Here is a 19,512-nt window from a genome sequence, read left to right on the forward strand (position 1 = left end):
GGTCAGGGCACCGGCAGCGGCGCCAGGCTGTTCCCGCGCGGCAGCGAACCGCAATTGCTCTGTGTCGGGGCGCCCGCGAAACGCTCGGTGAGGTACTGCAGCGCCAACGGTTCGAACGGGAGGAACGCCTCCTGATGGGTCAGGCCGTTGAGCTGCCGGTAGGTGATGTCCACGCCGCGTGAGCAGTACTCGTTCGCGAGGCCGATCACGTCACCGGTGATCATCAGGGTGTCCCCGGTCGCGTTGTAGTGACCCACCGCGAGAAGCATCTTCGTCGCCGGGGTGCCCGACCGTCCCATGATGTTGTCGTTGATCGCCCGCACCACCTGCGGGACGTCGAGCAGGCCGGTGTACGGCGGCTTGACCATGTCGGCGCTGGTGAGTCCCGGATACTTCGACGCGAACTCCGAGATGCACTCGTCGCTGACGTCCTGGGCGACCTGCCGGCCGCGGGCCGAGAGGAACGTCGAGGTGTCGAGCCGGTAGGTCCGCTGGTAGGCGACCACGAGCGCCGGGATGACACCCGCCCACTTCGCACTGCCGTTGATGTAGGGCAGGTTGTGCGCGAGATCCACCGGCAGCCCGCCCGCGGCGGCGCCGACGATGTTCAGTTCGGGCGCGTAGCGCGGCGCGACCTCGGCGCCGAACTGCGTGGGGATGGACCCGCCGGAATATCCGACGAGGCCGACCGGGGTCGACCGCGGCAGCCGCAGGAACGACTGTGCGGCGCGGACGCCGTCGAGTGCGGCGTAGCCCGACTGCCGGCCGATGGTCCACTGCAGCTTCTCGCCCTCGTAGTCGGGGACCACGACGGTGTACCCAGCGGCGAGATAGCCTGCGATGACGCCTTGTTCGGCGGTTGCGGTGCCGTTGGTGTAGCCGCCGCTGAGCGTGTACGACGGATCGCACTGAGACCCGAGCGCGTCGTAGGCCATGTGGTACGAGACCAGGCGCGTCGGCCCCGGGGTCAGGGGTCGGAGGACCGTCGCGACCGTCACCACGCTCTCGCCGAACTGGTCGGTGGTGCGATAGAGCACCTGGGAGCCGGTGATCGGGGTGGACATCGTGGGCGTCTGGAACCGCATGGGGCGGCTGCGGAGCACCGCTCCGGGTGCCACGCCCGACAGTGAGGCGTTGTAACGGTAGAACGGGTCGGCCGACGGCAGTGGCGAGCCCGGCCCGGGTGCGGCCTGGGCGGGGGGCGTGCCCGCGAACACGCCGAGCAGCACGCCGACGACCACACCGATGACACCCACGCGCAGCAAACTCGTGCGCACCCCGAACGACATGGCTCATCTAAGCACCGAACGGGCCGTCCCGTCCGGGAAAGGCATGCTGCCGGTCGGGTCGCTCAAACATGGGATGTTAGGTTGTTTGGCATGTCCGGACCCATCAACCCGCCCCAGCGAACGAGCGAACTCGTAGTGCAGCGCATGCAGGAGTTGATCGCAGCCGGTACCTGGCCCCTGGGCGAGCGGATTCCTACTGAGCCCGAGCTCGTGGCGCAGTTCGGCGTCGGGCGCAACACGATCCGGGAGGCCGCGCGCGCCCTGGAACACGCCGGCATGCTCGAGCCCCGACGGGGCGACGGCACGTATGTGCGCGGCCGGAGCCCACTCGCCGGTGCGATCGCGCGGACCTCCGCGCCGTCGGAGCTCCGCGATCTGCTCGAAGTGCGACGTGCACTGGAGAGCGAGGCCTCGGCCGGTGCGGCCGCCCGGGGCGACGCCGCCGACGTCGAACGTCTCCGCCTGTTGCTGGCGTGCACCGAGGACGCTATGGCCGACGGTGATCTGGATCGATACACCGAGGCGGACATCGCATTCCACGCCGAGCTCGTCGTCGCGTCCCGCAACGCGCTGCTCATCGCGATGTACGACGGAATCGCCGAGGCGATCGCCCGGACTCATCCGTCGGTCTTGCGACGTCCGCTGGCCGAGCAGTCGCACCCGCGCGGTCATCGGGACGTCGTCGACGCGATCGAGCGCGGCGACGCCGACGCGGCGCGCGCGGCGGTGTATGCCTACGTCGACTTCACCGAGGTGTCGGGATGAGTGCGCAGGCGCTGTCCACGCGCGAGAAGTCCGGCGTCGGGGTCATCGTCACCGCGGTCGGAGTGATGCTGGTCGCCGCGAACCTGCGACCGGCCGTGGTGTCCGTCGGACCGCTCATCGGCGTGATCTCCGACGACGCCGGCTTCAGCAGCGCCGTCGCCGGTCTGCTGACCGCGCTGCCGGTGCTGTTCTTCGGGATCTCGGCGCCGGTGGCTCCCCGTCTGGCCAACCGGTTCGGCATCGAACGGGTCATCTTCGGGGCCCTGCTCGTCTTGATCGTCGGCATCCTCGTCCGGCTCATCCCGTCGCCGGCCGCCCTGTTCGGGGGTTCGGCGGTCATCGGCGCCGCCATCGGCACCTGCAACGTCGTACTCCCGGCGCTGATCAAACGCGACTTCGCGCACCGCTCCGGGCTCATGACCGGCCTCTATTCGATGACTCTCTCCGGCGGGGCGGCGGTCGCGTCCGGGGTGAGCGTGCCCATCAACGACGCACTCGGCGGGGACTGGCGGCTGGCGTTGGCCGCGTGGTCGCTGCTCGCGGTGGTCGCCGTGGTCGTCTGGATTCCGCAGCTGCCCCTGGTTCACCGGGTGACCTCGGCGGCGCCGACATCGTCGTTGCTGACGAACCCGATCGCGTGGGCGATCACGGTCTTCATGGGAACGCAGTCGCTGATCTTCTACACGTTCGTGGCCTGGCTGCCGCAGTACCTCGTCGACGACGGCATGTCGCCGTTGCGGGCGGGTGCGGTCCTGGCGTCGGCGCAGGTGGTCGCCCTGATCATGTCGCTGGTCGCGCCGATCGTCGCCGGCCGCTTCGCCGGTCAGCGGGTGGTGACCCTGTCGGTGATCGCGGTCTGCGCCGTCGGCTTCGTGGGTCTGCTGAGTACTGATGTCTGGCCGGGATTCTGGGCGGCCTGTGTGATGGTCGGGCCCGGTTCGTCGATCAGTCTGGCCCTTCTCTTCATGGTGCTGCGCAGCTCGGGATCCGAACAGACGGGCCAGGTGTCCGGGATGGCGCAGTGCGTCGGCTACCTGGCGGCGGCGGCCGGCCCGATCATCATCGGCGCCATCCATGACGTCACCGGCTCGTGGACCCTGGCCATGGCGGTGCTCGGTCTCGTGCTGGTGCCCCAGGCCCTCTCCGTCCTCGGCGCCGCCAAGGACGTCAAGATGACCGGTTGACGAGGTCTGCGCCGGGACCCGGACGATTCGTCGCACAGTCGGTATCGGTCAGCCCTGACCGCTAATCTGTCGCCATGCATTGTGTGGTCGTGGGTGGGGGACTGGCCGGACTGGCGTCGGCGGTCTGGCTGTCGGAGGCGGGGCAACGCGTCACCCTGCTCGAACGTCGGGGTTCGCTCGGTGGGCGCACCATCTCGATGCCGCTGCACGCCGTCGACGACGTGCCCGACAACGGGCAGCACGTCTTCGCCAGCGGGTACGAGCACCTCATGCGCTATCTGGACAGCGTCGGTACGCGGGAGCACGTGGCCTTCCCGGGTCACATGACGGTCCGGATGCCCGGTGGGTCGACGCGCCGATCGGCGTTCACCGGCCTGCCCGGACTGCGGGCCGCACTCGGCGACCTTCCCGGGGTGACCGGCCTCGACCGGTTGCGCACGGCGCGTGCGCAGATCAGGTTGATACGGCAGGCATTTCGGCAACCCGACTGGCTCGACGACGTGACCGCCGACGAATGGTTCCGTCGCATCGGACTGCCGCAGTCGGCACGGGATGCGTTGTGGGACGGCATCGTCATCGGCCTCACCGGCGACAAGCCCGACATCTCCTCGGCCAAGGTCCCGGCCGATCTGCTCGTCACGGGAGCCCGCCGGGCGCGGGAGACGCGCACGCCGATCTCGATCGGGTATCCCACCGTCGATCTCGACACGTTGTTCATCGACGGCGCCGAGAAGCGCTTCGCCGACGCCGGTGTGGAGGTCCGACACCGTGCGGTGGTCTCGTCGATCGACGTCACCGACGGGACGGTGAGCGGGGTGACGCTGGCCGACGGCGAGAAGATCACGGCCGACGCCGTCATCTGCGCGGTACCGGTGTGGAGCGTGAAGGGTCTGCTCGACCAGGTGCCCGGGCACGAGCGGATCTATCGCGCCGTCGAGAACCTGACCCCCGTGCCCATCGTCAGTGTGAACCTCTATCTCGACCGCTCGATCGGGATGACCGACTGGGGCGAGATCCTCTACGGCGGTGAGGGAGTGCTCGAACAGGTCTGGGACCGCCAGCGCATGCACGGGCGCGAACCACGCGACAACTACTTCTACTCGACGACGGTGTCGGCGTCCTACGATCTGATCTCGAAGACGAACGCCGAGATCACCGAGATCCAGATGGACATGCTGCGCCGCTACTTCCCGCAGGCGGCGAACGCGCAGGTGGTCCACAGCCACGTGGTCCGGATGCCGAAATCGACCTTCGCGCAACGACCCGGGACCGCCGGCCTCCGCCCAGACCAGCGCACCGAGGTCGACGGCCTCGCCCTCGCCGGTGACTGGACCCGCACCGACTGGACCACGACGATGGAGGGCGCGTGTCAGAGCGCGGCGCGGGCCGTCGACATCATCCTGGAGTTCGCCCGGCTCGGTTGAGTCGAGGACTTTCTCCGCGGCGCATACCAGCATGGTTGCGGGGGTTTGTCGTCCCTGGCAGGGTGCACATATACGGCCGTTTCCCGAAGGGCGTGCAGAACTCCGCGCCGCGGACGCCGTACCTCGCGACGCGTCGTCGTGCGACGGTCGCGCACAACACAATCACCTTGCCTGCCGCCGGGGCAGAACTGCTCCGCGAGCGGCCCGCCGGATGAGGGAAAGGATCGTTGCGATCGTGGTAACTCACACAGCAGCCAGAACTCCAGAAGCCGCCGATGTCTCGCCCGGCGCGCAGTCGACGAGCACACCCGTCGACGTCTACCGCACCCGGCTCGCGCAGCGCAGCCAGATCGAACCGCGCCCACACAACACCGTGTGGGGGAGCATGGGAAACCCGGGCCCGCTGTCCGCGCCCGAACTCCGGCACTATGCCGATCGCGGATACCACACGGAGACAAACATTCTCTCGGACGCCGACATCGCCGACTGCCTACGCGAGGTGGAGTCCATCACCGAGCGGCTCGGCGACGACGATCGGGTGATCCGCGAATCATCGAGCGGGCAGGTGCGATCGCTGTTCGCGGTGCATCAGCTCAGTGACGTCATCGCCGAGATATGTTCGCGTGAAACGATTGCCGGGGTGGCCCGGCAGATCCTCGACGACGACGTCACGATCCACCAGAGCCGCATCAACCTGAAACCCGGGTTCGCGGGCGGTCCGTTCTACTGGCACTCGGACTTCGAGACGTGGCACGCCGAGGACGGCATGCCCGCCCCACGTGCGCTGAGCGTCTCGCTGGCCTTGACGCCGAACCACACCACCAACGGTCCGCTGATGATCATCCCGGGATCACACCGCCGGTTCGTCAGCTGCGTGGGCGAGACACCTGATGACTACCACCGGGAATCGCTGACGTCGTATCGGCCGCCATTCGGGACACCGGAGGAGGAGGATGTCGCGAGCCTCGCCGACGAACTGGGCATCGACACGATCACCGGCCCCGCCGGGTCCGCACTGTATTTCGACTCGAACTGCATGCACGCGTCCGGCGGGAACATCACGCCCTTCCCGCGCAGCAATCTGTTCGTCGTCTTCAACGCGAAATCGAACGCCCTCCAGGCGCCGTTCGGCGGGACCGAGCCACGCCCGGATCATCTGGCGCACAGGTGAGTTCGTCGTCCCCTGCTCCCTGAGGTGCGAGCGGCACGGCCCTGCTCCTTAACCCGAGAGAACGACCTGCCCCCTGCTCCCTGAGGAGCGCCCGGAGCTTGCGGAGGGCGCGTCACGAAGGGTCCCGTAACGTGTCTCGCCAGACCCTTCGTGACGCTCGCAAGCTCGCTCCTCAGCTCAGGGAGCGGAGGGGTCACAGGTGAACGACCTTCAGAACCCCGTCGACGAGCCCAGGTCCGGGGCCGGCCCGGCGAAGTAGTGCTCACCGTCGAAAATGGCCGGCAGGCCGGCGGCCAGGTAGGTGCCGATGCCGGGCTGCTCCAGCTCGGTGAAGAGCGGATTGCGCTGCAGAACACCTGATTCGACGACCTCGTCAAAAGTCCGGTAACGCTCCCAGAGCACGGAGGTCTGCGCCAGCGCGGCCTCGACCTCGACAGACGTGTGTCGCGCGAACCACGCCGCGAACAGCGGTGTGAGGACACCGCGGTGAATGTACCGGTCGTCCTCCCTGACGAAGTCCGCTCCCAGCGCCCGTTCGACGGCCGCGACCGCCTCGCCGGTCCCGGTCATCTCGACCAGCCCGCGGAAATGCCGCGGGGTCAGGGCGACGAGCATGAAGCGAGAGTCATCCGCGGTGACGAAATCGGTTCCGTAGGTGCCGTATACGTCGTTCCCGGTGGCCGGTCGGGTGTCGCCACTCAGCTGCGGTTCGGTGAGATAGCCGAGCGTCCCGGCGATGGCGAGAGCGGTGTCCTCCAGGGGCAGGGTGATCTGCGCCCCCATCCCGTTCTGGTCGCGGCGCCGGACGGCGGCCGTGATCGCCAGTGCGGCATAGAGGCCGCACGCGACATCCCACGCCGGCAGTACGTGATTGACGACGCCGGCGTAGTCGGTGGGGCCGGTGATCGACGGGAATCCGAGTGCCGCGTTGACTGTGTAGTCGACTCCGGGAGTGCCGTCGGTCCGGCCGAGCAGTTCCAGGGTGATGACGTCGGAGCGCCGCGCCGACAGCGTCTCGTGACTCATCCACGACCGTCCGCCCGCGTTGGTGACCAGGATTCCGCCGCCCGGCCCGCTGTCGATGACAAGATCCTGGATCATTCGCTGTCCCTGGGGGTCACGGAAGTCGACGGTGACGGACTTCTTGCCGCGGTTGAGCCCGGTCCAGTAGATCGAGTTGCCGTCATCGGTGACCGGCCAGCGGTTGATGTCGGCGGCCCCGCCGATTGGGTCGACCCGGATCACCTCGGCGCCGAGCTGCGACAGGGTCAGGCCGCACAGGGGTGAGGCGACGAAGCTCGACACCTCCACGACGCGGAGGCCTTCGAGCGGACGGGGATGCGAGCTCATGCGCGGAAACTCCTGGAGTGGAATGGGGGATTCGGCAGACGATCAGGCCATCAGGACGCGGAAACGCCAGTCGAGGACCTCGCGATCGGAGTCGTCGCCGTGTGCGACGACGGTGGAGCGCAGGCGCAGGACGCCGCCGGCGGCGAGCGGCGTCGCCTCCTCGACGAGGATCGTCGAACTGAGGGTGTCGCCCTCGTGCACCGGTCCGGTGTGGTCGCACGAATCCCAGCCGGTCACCGTCACCAGGTTCGGCAGCGCCCGGTTCGCCTGCGCGAGGGCCAGTCCGATGGTGTGCCCGCCGTAGACCAGCCGACCGCCGGCGGCCGCACCGGCCACCCGCTCGTCGTGGTGGGTGGCTGCGATGTTCAGCGAGAGCCGGGCGAGTTCGGGTGCGCTGGACACCACGTCGGCGCTGGAGGAGAAGGCGCGTCCGGCAAACTCGGATGAGAAATGTTGTCCGCGTGCGGATTCGCGATAGGTGTCGAGGTCCCATTCGGGGATGAACGGTTGCGCATCGTCTCCCGGTCCGATGGTGCTCAGGTCGTCAGCGTGCACGGTCCGCCCGGGATCGGCGTCGGGTGACAACGGCAGCATCGCGCACCGGTAGAAGTCGAGGACGGTGACGCCGGTCTGATCGGTGGTGACCATGTGGAGCGCGGCGAGCCCGGTCGGCGCACGTCCTGGCTTCGGTGTGTTCTCGCGCAGCCCGACCACTTCGGTGACGGTCGTCAACGTGTCGCCGATCCGGGGGTGGCTCAGGAACCGCAGGCCGCGGTAGAAGAGGTTCGCCTTCACGTGGTGGGTGGCCAGCGTGGATTGACCGATCGCGACGTCGGTGACCAGGCCGGGATGGGCGAGGACGCCACCCACCACGCGATCCGAGAGATGGGCGTCGAGCGAGAGTCGAAGGCGGTCACCGAGAATCGCTTGGTGCGTCGCGGCGAGACCGGATGTCAACGTGAGCGACGGCGCGTCGTCGAACAACTGTCCATGGGACAGTTCGTCGAAGAACGGGCCGCCCACGGCGACCGGCTCGGACGCGCTCATTCGGACGCAGCCTTGGCGAGGACGCGCCGCGCGGAGACGGCGAGCGCCTCGTCGAGCATTCGGCCGTCGAGCTCGGCCGCACCGGCACCCGCGGCGGCTGCCTGCTCGAGTGCGTCGAGCACCCGTCGTGCGTCCTCCACGGCGGCGGCGTCCGGGGTGAAGATGTCGATGGCGGACTGCAGTTGAGCCGGATGGATCACCCAGGTGCCGTCGAAGCCGAGGTCGCGGACCCAGCGCTTGGCGTCGCGGAAGGTGTCGTCGTCGGCGATCGTCAGATGCGGTCCGTCGATGACGTCCACGCCGGCCGCGCGCGCGGCGAGCAACACCGAGTCCTGGACGACGTGCCACGTCCGCATCGGCAGGTCGGGGCTGCGTCCCAATGATGCGGCGAGATCGGCGTAACCGATGAGGACGGCATCGAGCCGGTTTGTGGCCGCGCAGATGGCGCCGGCGTCACGGATGCCGCGCGGTGATTCGAGCAACGCCTGCAGGCGGACCGACGCTCGGCCGAGCTGCTCGTCGGCCGACCGGAGGTCGGCGGGCGAGTCGGCCTTCGGCAGCACCACCGACGTCAGGTTCGGCATCTGGGCGCAGGCGGCGAGATCGGCGCCGGCCCAAGGCGTGTCGATCGCGTTGATGCGCAACGAGATCGCGCGGTCGGCGCCGAACTCGGCGACCAGGTCGGCGGCCGCTGCGCGTGCGGAGTCCTTGTTCGCCGGGGTCACCGCGTCCTCGAGGTCGAGCACGACCTCATCGGCGATCGAAGCCAGCGCCTTGCGGGCCTTGCGGTCGTCGGAGGCGGGCGCGACCAGGACGGCTCGTCTTCTCTGCACGGTTGCTCCAGGGGTCGAGATCAAATGTGCGGCCATATGTGATGCGGTTCCGGTTGTATCAGACCGCGCCGAGCTTTGGGAAGTGTTGACAGGTCCGACGGGGATCGACAAAATGGCCGTACAAATCCGCCGTAGATCGTAGGGGCACCGTCATGAGCTCACTTTCCGCCGAAGAGGCATTCCTGGTCGACACTGTGCGGTCCTTCGTCGACCGCGAGGTGAAGCCGTCGGTCCAGGAGGTCGAGCATGCCAACGAATATCCCGAGAAGTGGATCGAGCAGATGAAGCAGATCGGCATCTACGGGCTGGCGGTGCCCGAGGAGTTCGGCGGTTCGCCGGTGTCGATGCCGTGCTATGCGCAGGTCACCCAGGAACTCGCGCGCGGCTGGATGAGTCTGGCCGGCGCGATGGGTGGGCACACGGTTGTCGCGAAGTTGTTGACGCTGTTCGGCACCGACGAGCAGAAGCTCGAGTACCTGCCGCGGATGGCGACCGGTGAACTGCGCGCCACCATGGCGCTCACCGAACCGGGCGGCGGGTCGGATCTGCAGGCGATGTCGACCGTGGCGAAGACCGATGGCGACGAGCTGGTCATCAACGGTGCGAAGACCTGGATCAGCAACGCCCGGCGTTCCGGGCTGATCGCGCTGATGTGCAAGACCGATCCCGGCGCGCAGCCGCGCCACAAGGGCATCTCGATCGTGCTCGTCGAACACGGACCCGGGCTGACCGTGTCACGCGACCTGCCCAAGCTCGGCTACAAGGGTGTCGAGAGCTGCGAGCTGTCCTTCGACGGTTACCGCATCCCGCAGACGGCGATCCTGGGCGAGGTGCCCGGCAAGGGATTCGGTCAGATGATGAAGGGCTTGGAGACCGGTCGAATCCAGGTCGCCTGCCGAGCGCTGGGCGTCGCGACCGCGGCACTCGAGGACTCGCTCGCCTACGCGCAGCAGCGGGAATCCTTCGGACAGCCGATCTGGAAGCATCAGTCGATCGGCAACTATCTCGCCGACATGGCGACCAAGCTCACCGCAGCGCGCCAGCTGACCTGGCACGCGGCCGAACAGTACGACCGGGGTGAGCGCTGCGACATGGAGGCGGGGATGGCCAAGCTCTACGCCTCCGAGGTGGCGATGGAAATCGCCCTGAACGCCGTCCGCATCCACGGTGGTTACGGGTACTCCACCGAGTTCGACGTCGAGCGATACTTCCGGGACGCGCCCCTGATGATCGTCGGCGAGGGCACCAACGAGATCCAACGCAATGTCATTGCGGCACAACTCGTGTCGCGCGGCGGGATCTGAGCGGCACGCCGTCGTCCGGCGGGAGAGTGGGTTTCATGCGCGAGTCCGAGCAGTCCGCACCTGCGTACAAGACGTTGGCCGCGGAACTGCGCGAGCACATCGTCGCGGGCAGATACGCCGGCGGTGTGCGGCTGCCGACCGAATCCGAGCTCTCCCAGGAGTACGGGCTCAGCCGGCAGACCGTCCGCCGCGCGTTCCTCGAATTGGTGAGCGAGGGCTCGGTGTACCGCGTGCCCGGCCGGGGAACGTTCGCGACCGAGACCGCGGGTCAGTACCTGCGCCAGCTGGGTTCGATCGAGGACCTCATGAACCTGTCGACGGACACCGAGATGCAGGTGCTCGAATCACCCTCGCGCCGCGTGGATCTCGAGGCAGCGGGTCGCCTGCGACTGGACACCGACGTGGTGTACCGCATCGTCTTCCAGCGATTCCACGACGGTGTCCCTTTCGTCGTGACCACCGTGTGGTGGCCGGAGTCGGTCGCACGCCTGGTGATCGACGCCCCCGAGGTCGAGGCCGGAGCGCGCAGTGACCACACGATGATCGGCCTGCTCGAACCGCATCTGGCGCACCCGATCGAGGAGTGCGCGCAATCGATCACCGCCACCGTCGCCGACGCCGAGACCGCTGCCCGCCTCGGCTGCCCCGTGGGGCACACGGTGCTGCGCGTCGACCGGTTGTACACCGATTCACGCGGCCGCGCAGTCGAACTCGCGGTCAGTTACTTCCTCCCCGAGCACTACACCTATCGGGTGACGCTCCGCCGCAGCGGGCTCTGACCGGGTGCGCATCTCCGACCGCGTTCGGTCTAGGATTCTGCCGTGACACATGTCCTGACGATCTTGGATCTCACCGATGCGGATGTTCCGACTGAGCACTGGCGGCTTTCCGGACCCACCGTCGGCGTGTGCAGAAGCGGCGTCATCGGCTCCGACCGCGCAGACAGGGTGGTGGACCGGGCGACCTTCACCCTCACCGACACACCGTCCGACGATCGACGGCTGGTGTACACCGCCGACATCGAGGGCACCATCGCCGTGCTCACCGACAGGATCTCGGCGCATCCGGTGGCGGCGTCTGTGGGCGACGACGTGTTACGTGCAGTGTCGGATGCCGGCAGTACCGTCAGCGGGTTGATCACCGAGTCGCTGGCCTATTCGGCGCTGCAGGCCGGGACCGAATTCACGGATTGGCTGGCGTCTCAGGGCAGCCGTCGGCGTCACCAGCAGGACGACGCCGTGGTCCTCACGCGCGAGGACTCGCACCTCGACATCGTCTTCAATCGGGGGGACCGGCACAACGCGTTCAGCGACGTGTTGCGGGCGGGCCTGATCGACGGCTTGACCGTGGCGCTCGCGGACACCTCGATCGAGTCCGTGAGGTTGAGCGGCCGGGGCCGGTCGTTCTGCAGCGGCGGTGACCTCGCCGAGTTCGGGTTGTTCGCGGATCCGGCCAATTCGCACCTGGCGCGTACTCGGCACAGTCCCGCGCTTCTCCTCGACGCACTGACCAGCCGGCTGGGCACCGCCTGCCGAGCCGATGTTCATGGTGCCGTGCTCGGCAGCGGGTTGGAGATGGCAGCGTACTGCGGGTTCATCACGGCTCGACCGGACGCGCGGTTTGGACTACCGGAACTCGAGCTCGGCCTGGTTCCCGGTGCCGGGGGAACGCTGAGCGTTCAACGCCGTATCGGCCGATGGCGGACGGCCTACCTGCTCATGACCGGACGTCGTATCGACGCGACGACCGCTCTCCAATGGGGATTGGTCGACCACGTGGACGAACTGCCGGCCCCGTCGCCGGCTTCATGAGGCCGCGTACCGAAGGTGTCCGTCGACGACGGTGGCTGCGACCAGATCTGCCGACAGTTCGGCGAGCACGTCGTCGGGTCCGGCGGACATGAGGCACAGGTCTGCCCGATCCCCCGTACGAAGATCCCGCGTATTCGCCGGCGTGTGCAGGTCGCCGAGGAACATCGCCAGGGCGGCAGCTGCACCGACACGTTCATCTGGGCACAGGAGTTTTCCCGATCTGGTCCGCCGATCTCTGGCAGCACGCATGGCGGCCCACGGGTCGAGGTCCCCGAAGGGCGCATCCGTGCTACCGGCGATCGGCACCCCCGACCGACGAAGGCCGGCCACCCTCCACAACTCGTGATGCTCCGCCGGGGGTACCTCGCGGAGGTACTCATCTCCGCGTTCGGCCACGAAATTCGGCTGCGTCACCACGGTCACCCCGAGATCCGCGAGGTCGTCGATCACATCGTCGGGCACCATCGCCGCGTGTTCGATTCGGTCGCCCGCGCGCACACCCGCGCTCCGGAATGCCGACAGCGTGACGACGAGTTGCACGACAGTCACGCAGTGCAGGGCCACCGCGTAACCGTGCTCATGTCGCTCCGCGACCCAGGACGTCAACTCGTCGAGATCGAGTGTGCTGTCGTCGAGAATCCGTTTGACCGGACCGAACTCCAACCGTGAGTAGTGTCGTCCACCGTGCTGCGACATGACCATCACCCGCTGGGGGAGTCGTTCCTCACGTACGGCGGTGTCGAGTGCGTCGAGGTCGGCGGCACCGAGATCCGGGGTCGCTTCGGTGATCCCGGTGACGCCGAACCTGGCGAGCCGGACTCCCAGTGGTGTGAAATCCGTCGGACCGTCTGCGGTCACGGCAGCAAAGGTGTTGTCCTGGCGAAAGAATCGGCCGGTGGGATGATCCGGCCACCCGAGGGCGATGAGGCCTGGCGTGTTGACGATCCACATCGCACCGCTGCGATGCTGGATTCGGACCGGTGCGCGGGCGAACAGTTCGTCGAGGCGATGACGGTCCAATTCCCCTGCAACGCTGTCGTGATAACCAACAGCGCGGATCCAGCCGTCGTCGCGGGGTCGAGAACGGCCGAGAGCCTCGGCGAGTTGTTGCGGTGTGGCCACCTGTTGTGGGCCGACGGACACCGACTGCAGCGCAGCCACCGCCGCCCGGAGGTGTAGATGGTGATCATGTAATCCGGGAAGCAGAGTGCCGCCCCGGAGATCGAGGACCGGCTCGTCGTCCCCCGGCTCGAGGTGGACCGCGACGTCGGTCAGGCGTCGGTCGGTGATGCGTACCGCGACCGGCTCACCCGAGAGTCGCTGCGCCCCGGTGATCAGCATCTGGGACCTCGACGTTCATCGACGAGACGCAGAACCTCGTTGTCGCCGATCGTCTCGAAACCGGAACCGATTCGGGGAGCGGTGGGCGGCGTCACGGCGACGGTCACCCGCTCGGTGTCCTCGAGTACGGGGCACCCGGCGTACTTGGCGGCGACGCCGGCCATCGACACGTCGATTATCTCCCCGCCACCGCGGGCGAGCGACTGCACCACCGCAGTCGCTGCTTCCAGTCCGGTCAAGGGGTCGGCGATCGCGTCCCCGCAGAACACCGGCCCACGAGTGCCCCGGCCGACGAGTCCGCCGGCAACTGCGGCATCGTCGCCGAACGCGACGCGGTTCACCATCCCGGTAGCGCGACCGTAACCGGTGATCCGCACCCATACCCGCCCGGCGCGCGGCGACCTGGTGGACGCGTCCAGCCCGGCGTGTTCGAGAGCGCGCGGGCGGGAGGCCTCGATGACCACGTCCGCGACATCGAGCAACCCCGCGAGCCCAACCGCCCGGTGGCTCAATTGTGTGGTGTAGAACTGCTTTCCGCTGTTCATCCAGGCGAAGAAGTCGGGGTTTCCGGCTCGCGACCCATCGGGACGTTCGGGGCTCTCCACCTTGATCACGGTCGCACCGAGCTGTTGCAGAAGGTGACCGCACAACGGTCCCGCCCACATCGCGGACAGGTCCACCACCAGCAGCGACGGCGGGCGGGTGGCCTGCTGAGCGGGCCATGCCCTGACGATGTCGACGGGGGACGAACTCACCGATCCCAATGCGGCGGCGGGTATCTCGAGCAACTGCGCACGATCGACGACGTCGTCGACGTGAAGATGCGGCAACGCCTCGGCCAGTGCCTGCCACGGACTGTCGATCGGATCGTCCCGCGCGAAAAGCGCTTGCAGTGAGTCGATGTCGCTCGCCCGCGAGAGCGTCATCGCGATCCATCCATCGCGACACCGCATGAGACGGGAGCTGCCGCCCGCGGACTGTTGTCCGGCGCGGGAGCTGCCCATCAAGGCCGCCCGGCCGGTCAGCAGTTCGCCGACATCAGCGCCGAACACGTCGGCGAGCATGTCGGCCCGCGCCATGATCGGCGCGCGGGAGTAGTCAGGAGCTTCCGGTTCGCCGGTCAGGTAGGCCATACCGCTGCTGGCCCATCGCTGCGCGTGTGTCCCCATGTCGGCGCTTTTTCCCTCCGCTGCCCGCGGTCCGCCGGGACCGGCTGTGGTCAGTTCGACGAGGGGGTCGGCGTCTGTGGGTCAGCCCCTGTCGCCTGCGGTGGCCGGTGGAACACCGCGAGTTGCGCTGCCGCTGCCGCGAGCCCGACGCCCGCCGCGAGAGCGGCAGCTCGTCCCGAGCTGAGTCTCGAGTCCAGGCCTATGGCCCGGTCCACGCTGTAGTGGCCAGGCCCCAAGGCGGCCAACGCAATTGCTGCGACCGACAGATTGGCGACGTACTCCCAGCCCTCGGATGTGATGAAGAAGCCGTTGGGCAGGTGGACCGAACGTGCGGCGACGGCCATGGTCCCGACGACCGCGGCGGCCGCTACCGGGGTGGCCGCGCCGGCGACGATGGCGGCTCCCGCACCGACCTCCACCACCGCAGAGGCCTTCGCCTGGAGCGTGGGTTGCCGGAAACCGATCGACCGGAACCAGCCCGCGGTGCCTTCGATGCTGCGGCCGTGTTTGGTTCCGTGAGCGATCATCGTACCCCCGATGGCACCTCGGAGAAGGAGTTGGACCGGAGTGAGGTCCGAGGCCGGCTTGGTGAACAGACGTGACATGACTTGCTCCATTCGGGTTCTTGTGGCAGCGAGCATAGCTGCTCGCTGCGTCGCGCAATTCGCCCCGCGTGACCCGCCCCGCAATGTGAGATGCGTCAATTCGGGCAGAGGGGGTGACGTACATCGCAGTTTGATCTAACATCACTGTCACCTTTGACCGCACAGCCGTGAGGATTGGCGTCTCTATGCAACATCTGGTGTTCTTGTTACTGGGGTTAGGTAACGGAGCGGTTTTCGGCGCACTGGCGCTGGCGGTCGTCCTCACCTACCGCAGTTCCGGCGTCGTCAACTTCGCGACGGGCGCCATCGCGTTGTACACCGCGTACACATACGCGTTCCTGCGCGAGGGTGAGTTGCTCATCCTGATCCCGGGGCTCCCCAACACGATCGACCTCGGCGGGCCGATCGGGATGTGGCCCGCGATCGCGATCTCGCTCGTGATCGCAGCTGCCCTGGGGCTCGTCCTGTACCTGCTCGTCTTCCGGCCATTGCGGACCTCACCCCTGGTGGCCCGCGCAGTCGCCGCTCTTGGTATCTCCCTCTTGATCGCGGGACTGGTGGCGCAGAAGCTGGGTACCGATCCGGTTTCGGTGGAACCGATCTTCCCGACTGACGTCTGGCAGTCCGGCGAGCTCCAGCTGTCTGCTGATCGGTTCTTCTTCGCGCTGACGATCGTGGTGCTGGCGATCGTGCTGGCTCTGGCCTTCCGCTACACGAAGTTCGGCCTGGCCACTCGTGCGTCGGCCGAGACCGAGCGAGGTGCTTATGTCAGCGGCATCTCGCCCGACCGGATCGCTGCCTACAACTGGATGCTTAGTTCGGCGGTGGCGGGTCTGGCCGGAATCCTGATTGCACCCATCGTCCCGTTGGTGCCGGTTGCTTACACGCTGTTCATCGTCCCGGCTCTGGCCGCCGCGATCCTGGCTCGCTTCGATCTCGTCGTGGTCGCGGTACTGGCTGGTCTGGCCGTGGGTATGCTTCAGTCCGAAGCGCAGTATCTGGCAACCCAATTCGACTGGCTGCCGTCCGTGGGCCTGCCGGATCTTGTGCCGCTGATCCTGATCCTGGCCGTCCTTCTGATCCGTGCGAAGCCGCTGCCGACCCGCGGTGCGATCATCCTGCAGACCCTCGGCAGGGCGCCGAGACCGAACCATGTGGCGTCCACCGCGGTGGTGATGACGATCATCGGGGTCCTGGCGCTCGTGTTGCTCGACGAACGGCTGCGCACGGGGCTGATAGTCAGCTTAGTCATGGCCATCATCGCGTTGTCCTCGGTGGTCGTCACCGGCTACGCGGGTCAGGTCTCCCTCGCCCAGCTGACTATCGCCGGTGTCGCGGGCTTCCTACTCGGGCCGATCGCCAACACGTTCCATCTACCGTTCCCGATCGCCCCTGTCGTGGCCGCGTTGTGTGCGGCTGCGCTCGGCGTACTGATCGGGTTGCCCGCGCTACGGATTCGAGGACTCACCGTGGCCGTGGTGACCCTTGCGATGGCGTTCGCAGTCGAAGCGATCTGGTTCCGTAACGTCGACATCGTCGGAGCCTCGGGGGTCAGGGCGCCCGAACCCAGCCTGTTCGGTTGGGATCTGGGTATCGGACAAGGTCTGGACTACCCGCGGGTCACATTCGGCGTCCTGGTGCTGCTCGTGCTCGTGGGGGTCGCCGTATTCGTCGCCCTGCTCCGGCGGAGTCGGCTCGGCGCCGAGATGCTGGCGGTCCGTGCGAATGAGAGATCCGCTGCGGCTGCCGGTGTCAGTGTCGTCCGCGTGAAGATCCTGGCCTTCGCGATCGGTGCGTTCATCGCCGGCATCGGCGGGTCGCTCCTGGCTTACCAGCAGCAGACCGTGACGTTCAACTCCTATGCCGCGATGGGTGGTGTCGCCCTGTTCGCGACTGTCTATCTGACCGGAATCACCTCGGTGTCCGGCGGTGTGCTGGCCGGCCTCACGGCCGCCAACGGTCTGCTGTTCATCGTCGTCGACGAGCTGTGGTCGGTCAGCGGCTGGTATGTGGTGATCTCCAGTGTGTTGCTGATCTTCACCGTGATCCTGAATCCCGAGGGAATCGTCGGACCGGCCCACACCTTGTTGGCCACGCGCCGCGCAGCGGCTATCCCGGATACGAGCGAGCCGGCAGCGGACGCGGACGCAGGGTCCGATGCCCGGGCAGTGGGGCCGTCGACACGAGCGCGGGTCGTCGATCGGTCGGCGGAGCCTGAACTCGTCCTGGCCGACGTCTCGGTGAAATACGGTGGTGCGGTGGCTCTGTCAGAGGTCTCGCTCGCGATCCCGAAGGGCGCTCTGGTGGGCCTGATCGGTCCGAACGGTGCCGGCAAGACCACGCTGATGGACGCGATCACCGGATTCGCCGAGTACACCGGCGACGTGACACTGGCGGGCGCGTCGTTGAGTGAACTCGCGCCGCACAACCGGATTCGCGCCGGCCTCGGCCGTACCTTCCAGGCCATCGAGCTGTACGACGACCTGAGCGTGACCGAGAACGTCAAGGTCGGTCGCACCGCCGCGGTCCACCGTCCCGACGCCAAGGCCGAACACGGCGACCTCGGTCATCTGTCGGAGGTCTTCGACCTCCTCGGCATCAGCGACATCGCCGAGCGGCCGGCAGGCGAACTGTCGCAGGGACAGCGGCAGCTGGTCTCAATCGCTCGCGCGCTGGCGGGCTCACCCAACCTGCTGCTGCTCGACGAGCCGGCGGGTGGTCTCGACAGTACCGAGAGTCGTTGGCTCGGAGAGCGACTCCGCAAGATACAGGACAGCGGGATCACCATCCTGATGGTCGACCACGACATGGATCTCGTGTTGAACGTCTGCGACGAAGTGCATGTCCTCAACTTCGGCGAACTCATCGCCTCCGGTACTCCGGCGGAGATTCGGGCGAATCGAACCGTTGCCACCGCATACCTAGGAAAAGAGGCTCAGGTCCATGGCTGACGTGAATACGGTCGACACCGTCAACGACTCCGACGCCGCCGTGCCCACGGGAGTCCCGATCCTGGAGTGCCGGGAGGTGACGGCCGGCTACGGCTCGGTCCGGGTGGTGCGCGATGTCGGCTTCTCGCTCCAGGAGGGTTCGGTGCTCGCGATCCTCGGCCCGAACGGGGCGGGGAAATCCACTCTGATGAACACGCTGGCCGGCCTGTTGCCACGCAAGGGAGGGGAGGTCATCGTGGAGGGCAAAGAGCTGCGCAGTGGTCGTCCCGCGGAGGCCAATCGGCATGGCCTGGTGCTGGTTCCGGACGACCGGGCTCTGTTCACCTCGCTGACCGTGCGCGAGAACCTGGCGATCGCCAAACGGTCCGGTGGATTCGGTGTGGACGAGGCCATAGAGCTGTTCCCGGCCCTGGGCAAACGCATCAAGGTCAGCGCGGGGTCTCTGTCGGGTGGCGAGCAGCAGATGCTCGCTGTGGCCCGTGCGCTGACCCAGAATCCGCGGGCGCTGCTGATCGATGAGATGAGCATGGGTCTGGCCCCGGTCATCGTCGAAGAGCTGCTCCCGGTCGTCCGTCGTATCGCCGATGAGACGAATGCTGTCGTGGTGCTGGTGGAGCAGCATGTGCAGCTGGCTCTCGAGGTGGCCGACGAGGCGCTCGTGATCGTGCATGGCGGTGTCCGTCTGCGCGGCCGGGCAAGTGAGATGGCCAAGAATCCGGCACTTCTCGAGCAGGCGTACCTGGGCGAGGCCGTCTGATCTGACCCCGCTCTGCCGGTCACTTCCGCCGTGTGGGGGGTGACTGGCATCGTCGTGTCCGCGGCTGGTGCGGTGAGCGAGTCCGGGCCGGTGAACCGTCCTGGGGCTGGTGGAGGCCGTGATCCCATCGGGAGAATGCCGGTATGGTGCACCGAGGAACTGTGATCCAGAGACGCGTGAGCGGGCTGGCAGGATGTATCACGACCGCCTCACCGAGCACGGTGTGCAGACCGTCGGAGTCACCCGCGAAAACATCGCACGATCACGACCCGGCGCGATGATCGCGCGCCGCGGCACCCCGATCTGGTAGAGCGGGAGCGGCCATCGCCGGCCAGGCCGGATCAGTGGGGGGTGGCTGACCTCACCTGCTGGTGGACCCTGGCAACCACGCGACTCCGGCTTGGCTGGATCGATCGGCACCGGGTAGATCACGGTGGCCTACCGGCGCAGCCCGGACGACGGGAGACGAATGGTGAAATGCGTCGGCCGCCATCCCTTGCGAGGATGACGG

At 67.6% G+C, this 19,512-nt stretch carries 16 protein-coding genes and 1 pseudogene; 10 read left to right on the forward strand and 7 right to left on the reverse strand.

Annotated elements, in window-relative coordinates; translation table 11 throughout:
• Window positions 1–2: 2 nt before the first annotated feature.
• Window positions 3–1,289 (reverse strand): lipase family protein, encoded by a 1,287-nt coding sequence (locus M4D77_RS01090; protein WP_259935352.1) that lies wholly within the window; start codon window positions 1,287–1,289, stop codon window positions 3–5.
• Between the two features lie 90 nt (window positions 1,290–1,379).
• Between M4D77_RS01090 and M4D77_RS01095 the strand changes: the two genes are divergently transcribed.
• The 4 genes from M4D77_RS01095 (at window position 1,380) to thpD (ending at window position 5,833) form a co-directional block, all read left to right on the forward strand.
• Window positions 1,380–2,054, forward strand: a complete 675-nt coding sequence (locus M4D77_RS01095) for a FadR/GntR family transcriptional regulator (protein ID WP_259935353.1) — start codon at window positions 1,380–1,382, stop codon at window positions 2,052–2,054.
• Window positions 2,051–3,238 (forward strand): MFS transporter, encoded by a 1,188-nt coding sequence (locus tag M4D77_RS01100; protein ID WP_065632507.1) that lies wholly within the window; start codon window positions 2,051–2,053, stop codon window positions 3,236–3,238. The genes M4D77_RS01095 and M4D77_RS01100 overlap by 4 nt, the downstream gene beginning before the upstream one ends.
• Before the next feature lie 74 nt (window positions 3,239–3,312).
• Window positions 3,313–4,662, forward strand: a complete 1,350-nt coding sequence (hpnE, locus tag M4D77_RS01105; RefSeq protein WP_259935354.1) for a hydroxysqualene dehydroxylase HpnE — start codon at window positions 3,313–3,315, stop codon at window positions 4,660–4,662.
• Between the two features lie 235 nt (window positions 4,663–4,897).
• Window positions 4,898–5,833, forward strand: coding sequence for an ectoine hydroxylase (gene thpD / locus M4D77_RS01110; protein WP_065632509.1), 936 nt, complete (start codon window positions 4,898–4,900; stop codon window positions 5,831–5,833).
• A 210-nt stretch (window positions 5,834–6,043) separates the two neighbouring features.
• Here thpD and M4D77_RS01115 read toward each other — a convergent pair whose 3' ends face one another.
• The 3 genes from M4D77_RS01115 to M4D77_RS01125 are packed head-to-tail and all read right to left on the reverse strand — an operon-like array spanning window position 6,044 to window position 9,099.
• Window positions 6,044–7,183: a CoA transferase gene (locus tag M4D77_RS01115; RefSeq protein ID WP_065632510.1), complete on the reverse strand. Its 1,140-nt coding sequence runs from the start codon at window positions 7,181–7,183 to the stop codon at window positions 6,044–6,046.
• A gap of 42 nt (window positions 7,184–7,225) precedes the next feature.
• Window positions 7,226–8,230 carry a MaoC family dehydratase gene (locus tag M4D77_RS01120; protein ID WP_065632511.1) on the reverse strand — a complete coding sequence of 335 codons (1,005 nt, stop codon included), beginning with the start codon at window positions 8,228–8,230 and terminating at the stop codon, window positions 7,226–7,228.
• On the reverse strand, window positions 8,227–9,099 hold the full coding sequence (locus M4D77_RS01125; protein WP_065632512.1) for a CoA ester lyase: 873 nt from the start codon (window positions 9,097–9,099) through the stop codon (window positions 8,227–8,229). The genes M4D77_RS01120 and M4D77_RS01125 overlap by 4 nt, the downstream gene beginning before the upstream one ends.
• A 116-nt stretch (window positions 9,100–9,215) precedes the next feature.
• Here M4D77_RS01125 and M4D77_RS01130 point away from each other — a divergent pair, with 116 nt between their 5' ends.
• From M4D77_RS01130 to M4D77_RS01140, 3 genes are read left to right on the forward strand one after another with little or no spacing between them, the layout of a single operon-like run.
• A complete protein-coding gene (locus M4D77_RS01130) occupies window positions 9,216–10,367 on the forward strand; it encodes an acyl-CoA dehydrogenase family protein (RefSeq protein WP_065632513.1) in 1,152 nt (383 codons plus the stop codon).
• A gap of 35 nt (window positions 10,368–10,402) precedes the next feature.
• Entirely contained in the window at window positions 10,403–11,146 is a 744-nt protein-coding gene (locus tag M4D77_RS01135; protein ID WP_065632600.1) for a GntR family transcriptional regulator, read from the forward strand.
• Between the two features lie 42 nt (window positions 11,147–11,188).
• Window positions 11,189–12,178: an enoyl-CoA hydratase/isomerase family protein gene (locus tag M4D77_RS01140; RefSeq protein WP_396266471.1), complete on the forward strand. Its 990-nt coding sequence runs from the start codon at window positions 11,189–11,191 to the stop codon at window positions 12,176–12,178.
• On the opposite strand, the gene M4D77_RS01145 is transcribed toward M4D77_RS01140, so the two are convergent.
• Genes M4D77_RS01145 through M4D77_RS01155 form a run of 3 tightly spaced genes read right to left on the reverse strand, consistent with a single transcriptional unit; the run spans window position 12,173 to window position 15,293 of the window.
• A complete protein-coding gene (locus tag M4D77_RS01145) occupies window positions 12,173–13,519 on the reverse strand; it encodes an amidohydrolase family protein (RefSeq protein ID WP_065632514.1) in 1,347 nt (448 codons plus the stop codon). The two genes, M4D77_RS01140 and M4D77_RS01145, sit on opposite strands and share 6 nt — an antisense overlap.
• Entirely contained in the window at window positions 13,513–14,688 is a 1,176-nt protein-coding gene (locus tag M4D77_RS01150; RefSeq protein ID WP_065632515.1) for a CoA transferase, read from the reverse strand. Before M4D77_RS01150 ends, M4D77_RS01145 begins: the two co-directional genes overlap by 7 nt.
• Window positions 14,689–14,738: 50 nt before the next feature.
• Entirely contained in the window at window positions 14,739–15,293 is a 555-nt protein-coding gene (locus M4D77_RS01155) for a DoxX family protein (RefSeq protein WP_065632516.1), read from the reverse strand.
• 197 nt (window positions 15,294–15,490) lie between these two features.
• On the opposite strand from M4D77_RS01155, the gene M4D77_RS01160 reads away from it, so the two are divergent.
• The 3 genes and pseudogenes from M4D77_RS01160 to M4D77_RS01170 all read left to right on the forward strand — a co-directional run.
• Window positions 15,491–18,244 carry a branched-chain amino acid ABC transporter permease/ATP-binding protein gene (locus M4D77_RS01160; RefSeq protein ID WP_254661322.1) on the forward strand — a complete coding sequence of 918 codons (2,754 nt, stop codon included), beginning with the start codon at window positions 15,491–15,493 and terminating at the stop codon, window positions 18,242–18,244.
• On the forward strand, window positions 18,237–19,001 hold the full coding sequence (locus M4D77_RS01165) for an ABC transporter ATP-binding protein (RefSeq protein ID WP_065632518.1): 765 nt from the start codon (window positions 18,237–18,239) through the stop codon (window positions 18,999–19,001). Before M4D77_RS01160 ends, M4D77_RS01165 begins: the two co-directional genes overlap by 8 nt.
• Window positions 19,002–19,250: 249 nt before the next feature.
• Window positions 19,251–19,385: pseudogene (locus M4D77_RS01170) on the forward strand (IS3 family transposase); the annotation flags it as partial.
• Window positions 19,386–19,512: the final 127 nt, after the last annotated feature.

Origin of the sequence: Gordonia sp. p3-SID1431, assembly GCF_025143765.1 — a bacterium.
Classification (GTDB): Bacteria; Actinomycetota; Actinomycetes; order Mycobacteriales; family Mycobacteriaceae; genus Gordonia; species Gordonia hongkongensis.

Excerpts from the sequence above, each read along its gene's own strand:
- M4D77_RS01120 (WP_065632511.1), bottom strand. The coding sequence starts at position 8,230 with ATGAGCGCGTCCGAGCCGGTCGCCGTGGGCGGCCCGTTCTTCGACGAA.
- M4D77_RS01130 (WP_065632513.1), top strand. The coding sequence starts at position 9,216 with ATGAGCTCACTTTCCGCCGAAGAGGCATTCCTGGTCGACACTGTGCGG.
- M4D77_RS01165 (WP_065632518.1), top strand. The coding sequence starts at position 18,237 with ATGGCTGACGTGAATACGGTCGACACCGTCAACGACTCCGACGCCGCC.
- M4D77_RS01100 (WP_065632507.1), top strand. The coding sequence starts at position 2,051 with ATGAGTGCGCAGGCGCTGTCCACGCGCGAGAAGTCCGGCGTCGGGGTC.
- M4D77_RS01115 (WP_065632510.1), bottom strand. The coding sequence starts at position 7,183 with ATGAGCTCGCATCCCCGTCCGCTCGAAGGCCTCCGCGTCGTGGAGGTG.
- M4D77_RS01135 (WP_065632600.1), top strand. The coding sequence starts at position 10,403 with ATGCGCGAGTCCGAGCAGTCCGCACCTGCGTACAAGACGTTGGCCGCG.
- M4D77_RS01090 (WP_259935352.1), bottom strand. The coding sequence starts at position 1,289 with ATGTCGTTCGGGGTGCGCACGAGTTTGCTGCGCGTGGGTGTCATCGGT.
- M4D77_RS01150 (WP_065632515.1), bottom strand. The coding sequence starts at position 14,688 with ATGGGGACACACGCGCAGCGATGGGCCAGCAGCGGTATGGCCTACCTG.
- hpnE (WP_259935354.1), top strand. The coding sequence starts at position 3,313 with ATGCATTGTGTGGTCGTGGGTGGGGGACTGGCCGGACTGGCGTCGGCG.
- M4D77_RS01145 (WP_065632514.1), bottom strand. The coding sequence starts at position 13,519 with ATGCTGATCACCGGGGCGCAGCGACTCTCGGGTGAGCCGGTCGCGGTA.
- M4D77_RS01155 (WP_065632516.1), bottom strand. The coding sequence starts at position 15,293 with ATGTCACGTCTGTTCACCAAGCCGGCCTCGGACCTCACTCCGGTCCAA.
- M4D77_RS01095 (WP_259935353.1), top strand. The coding sequence starts at position 1,380 with ATGTCCGGACCCATCAACCCGCCCCAGCGAACGAGCGAACTCGTAGTG.
- M4D77_RS01125 (WP_065632512.1), bottom strand. The coding sequence starts at position 9,099 with ATGGCCGCACATTTGATCTCGACCCCTGGAGCAACCGTGCAGAGAAGA.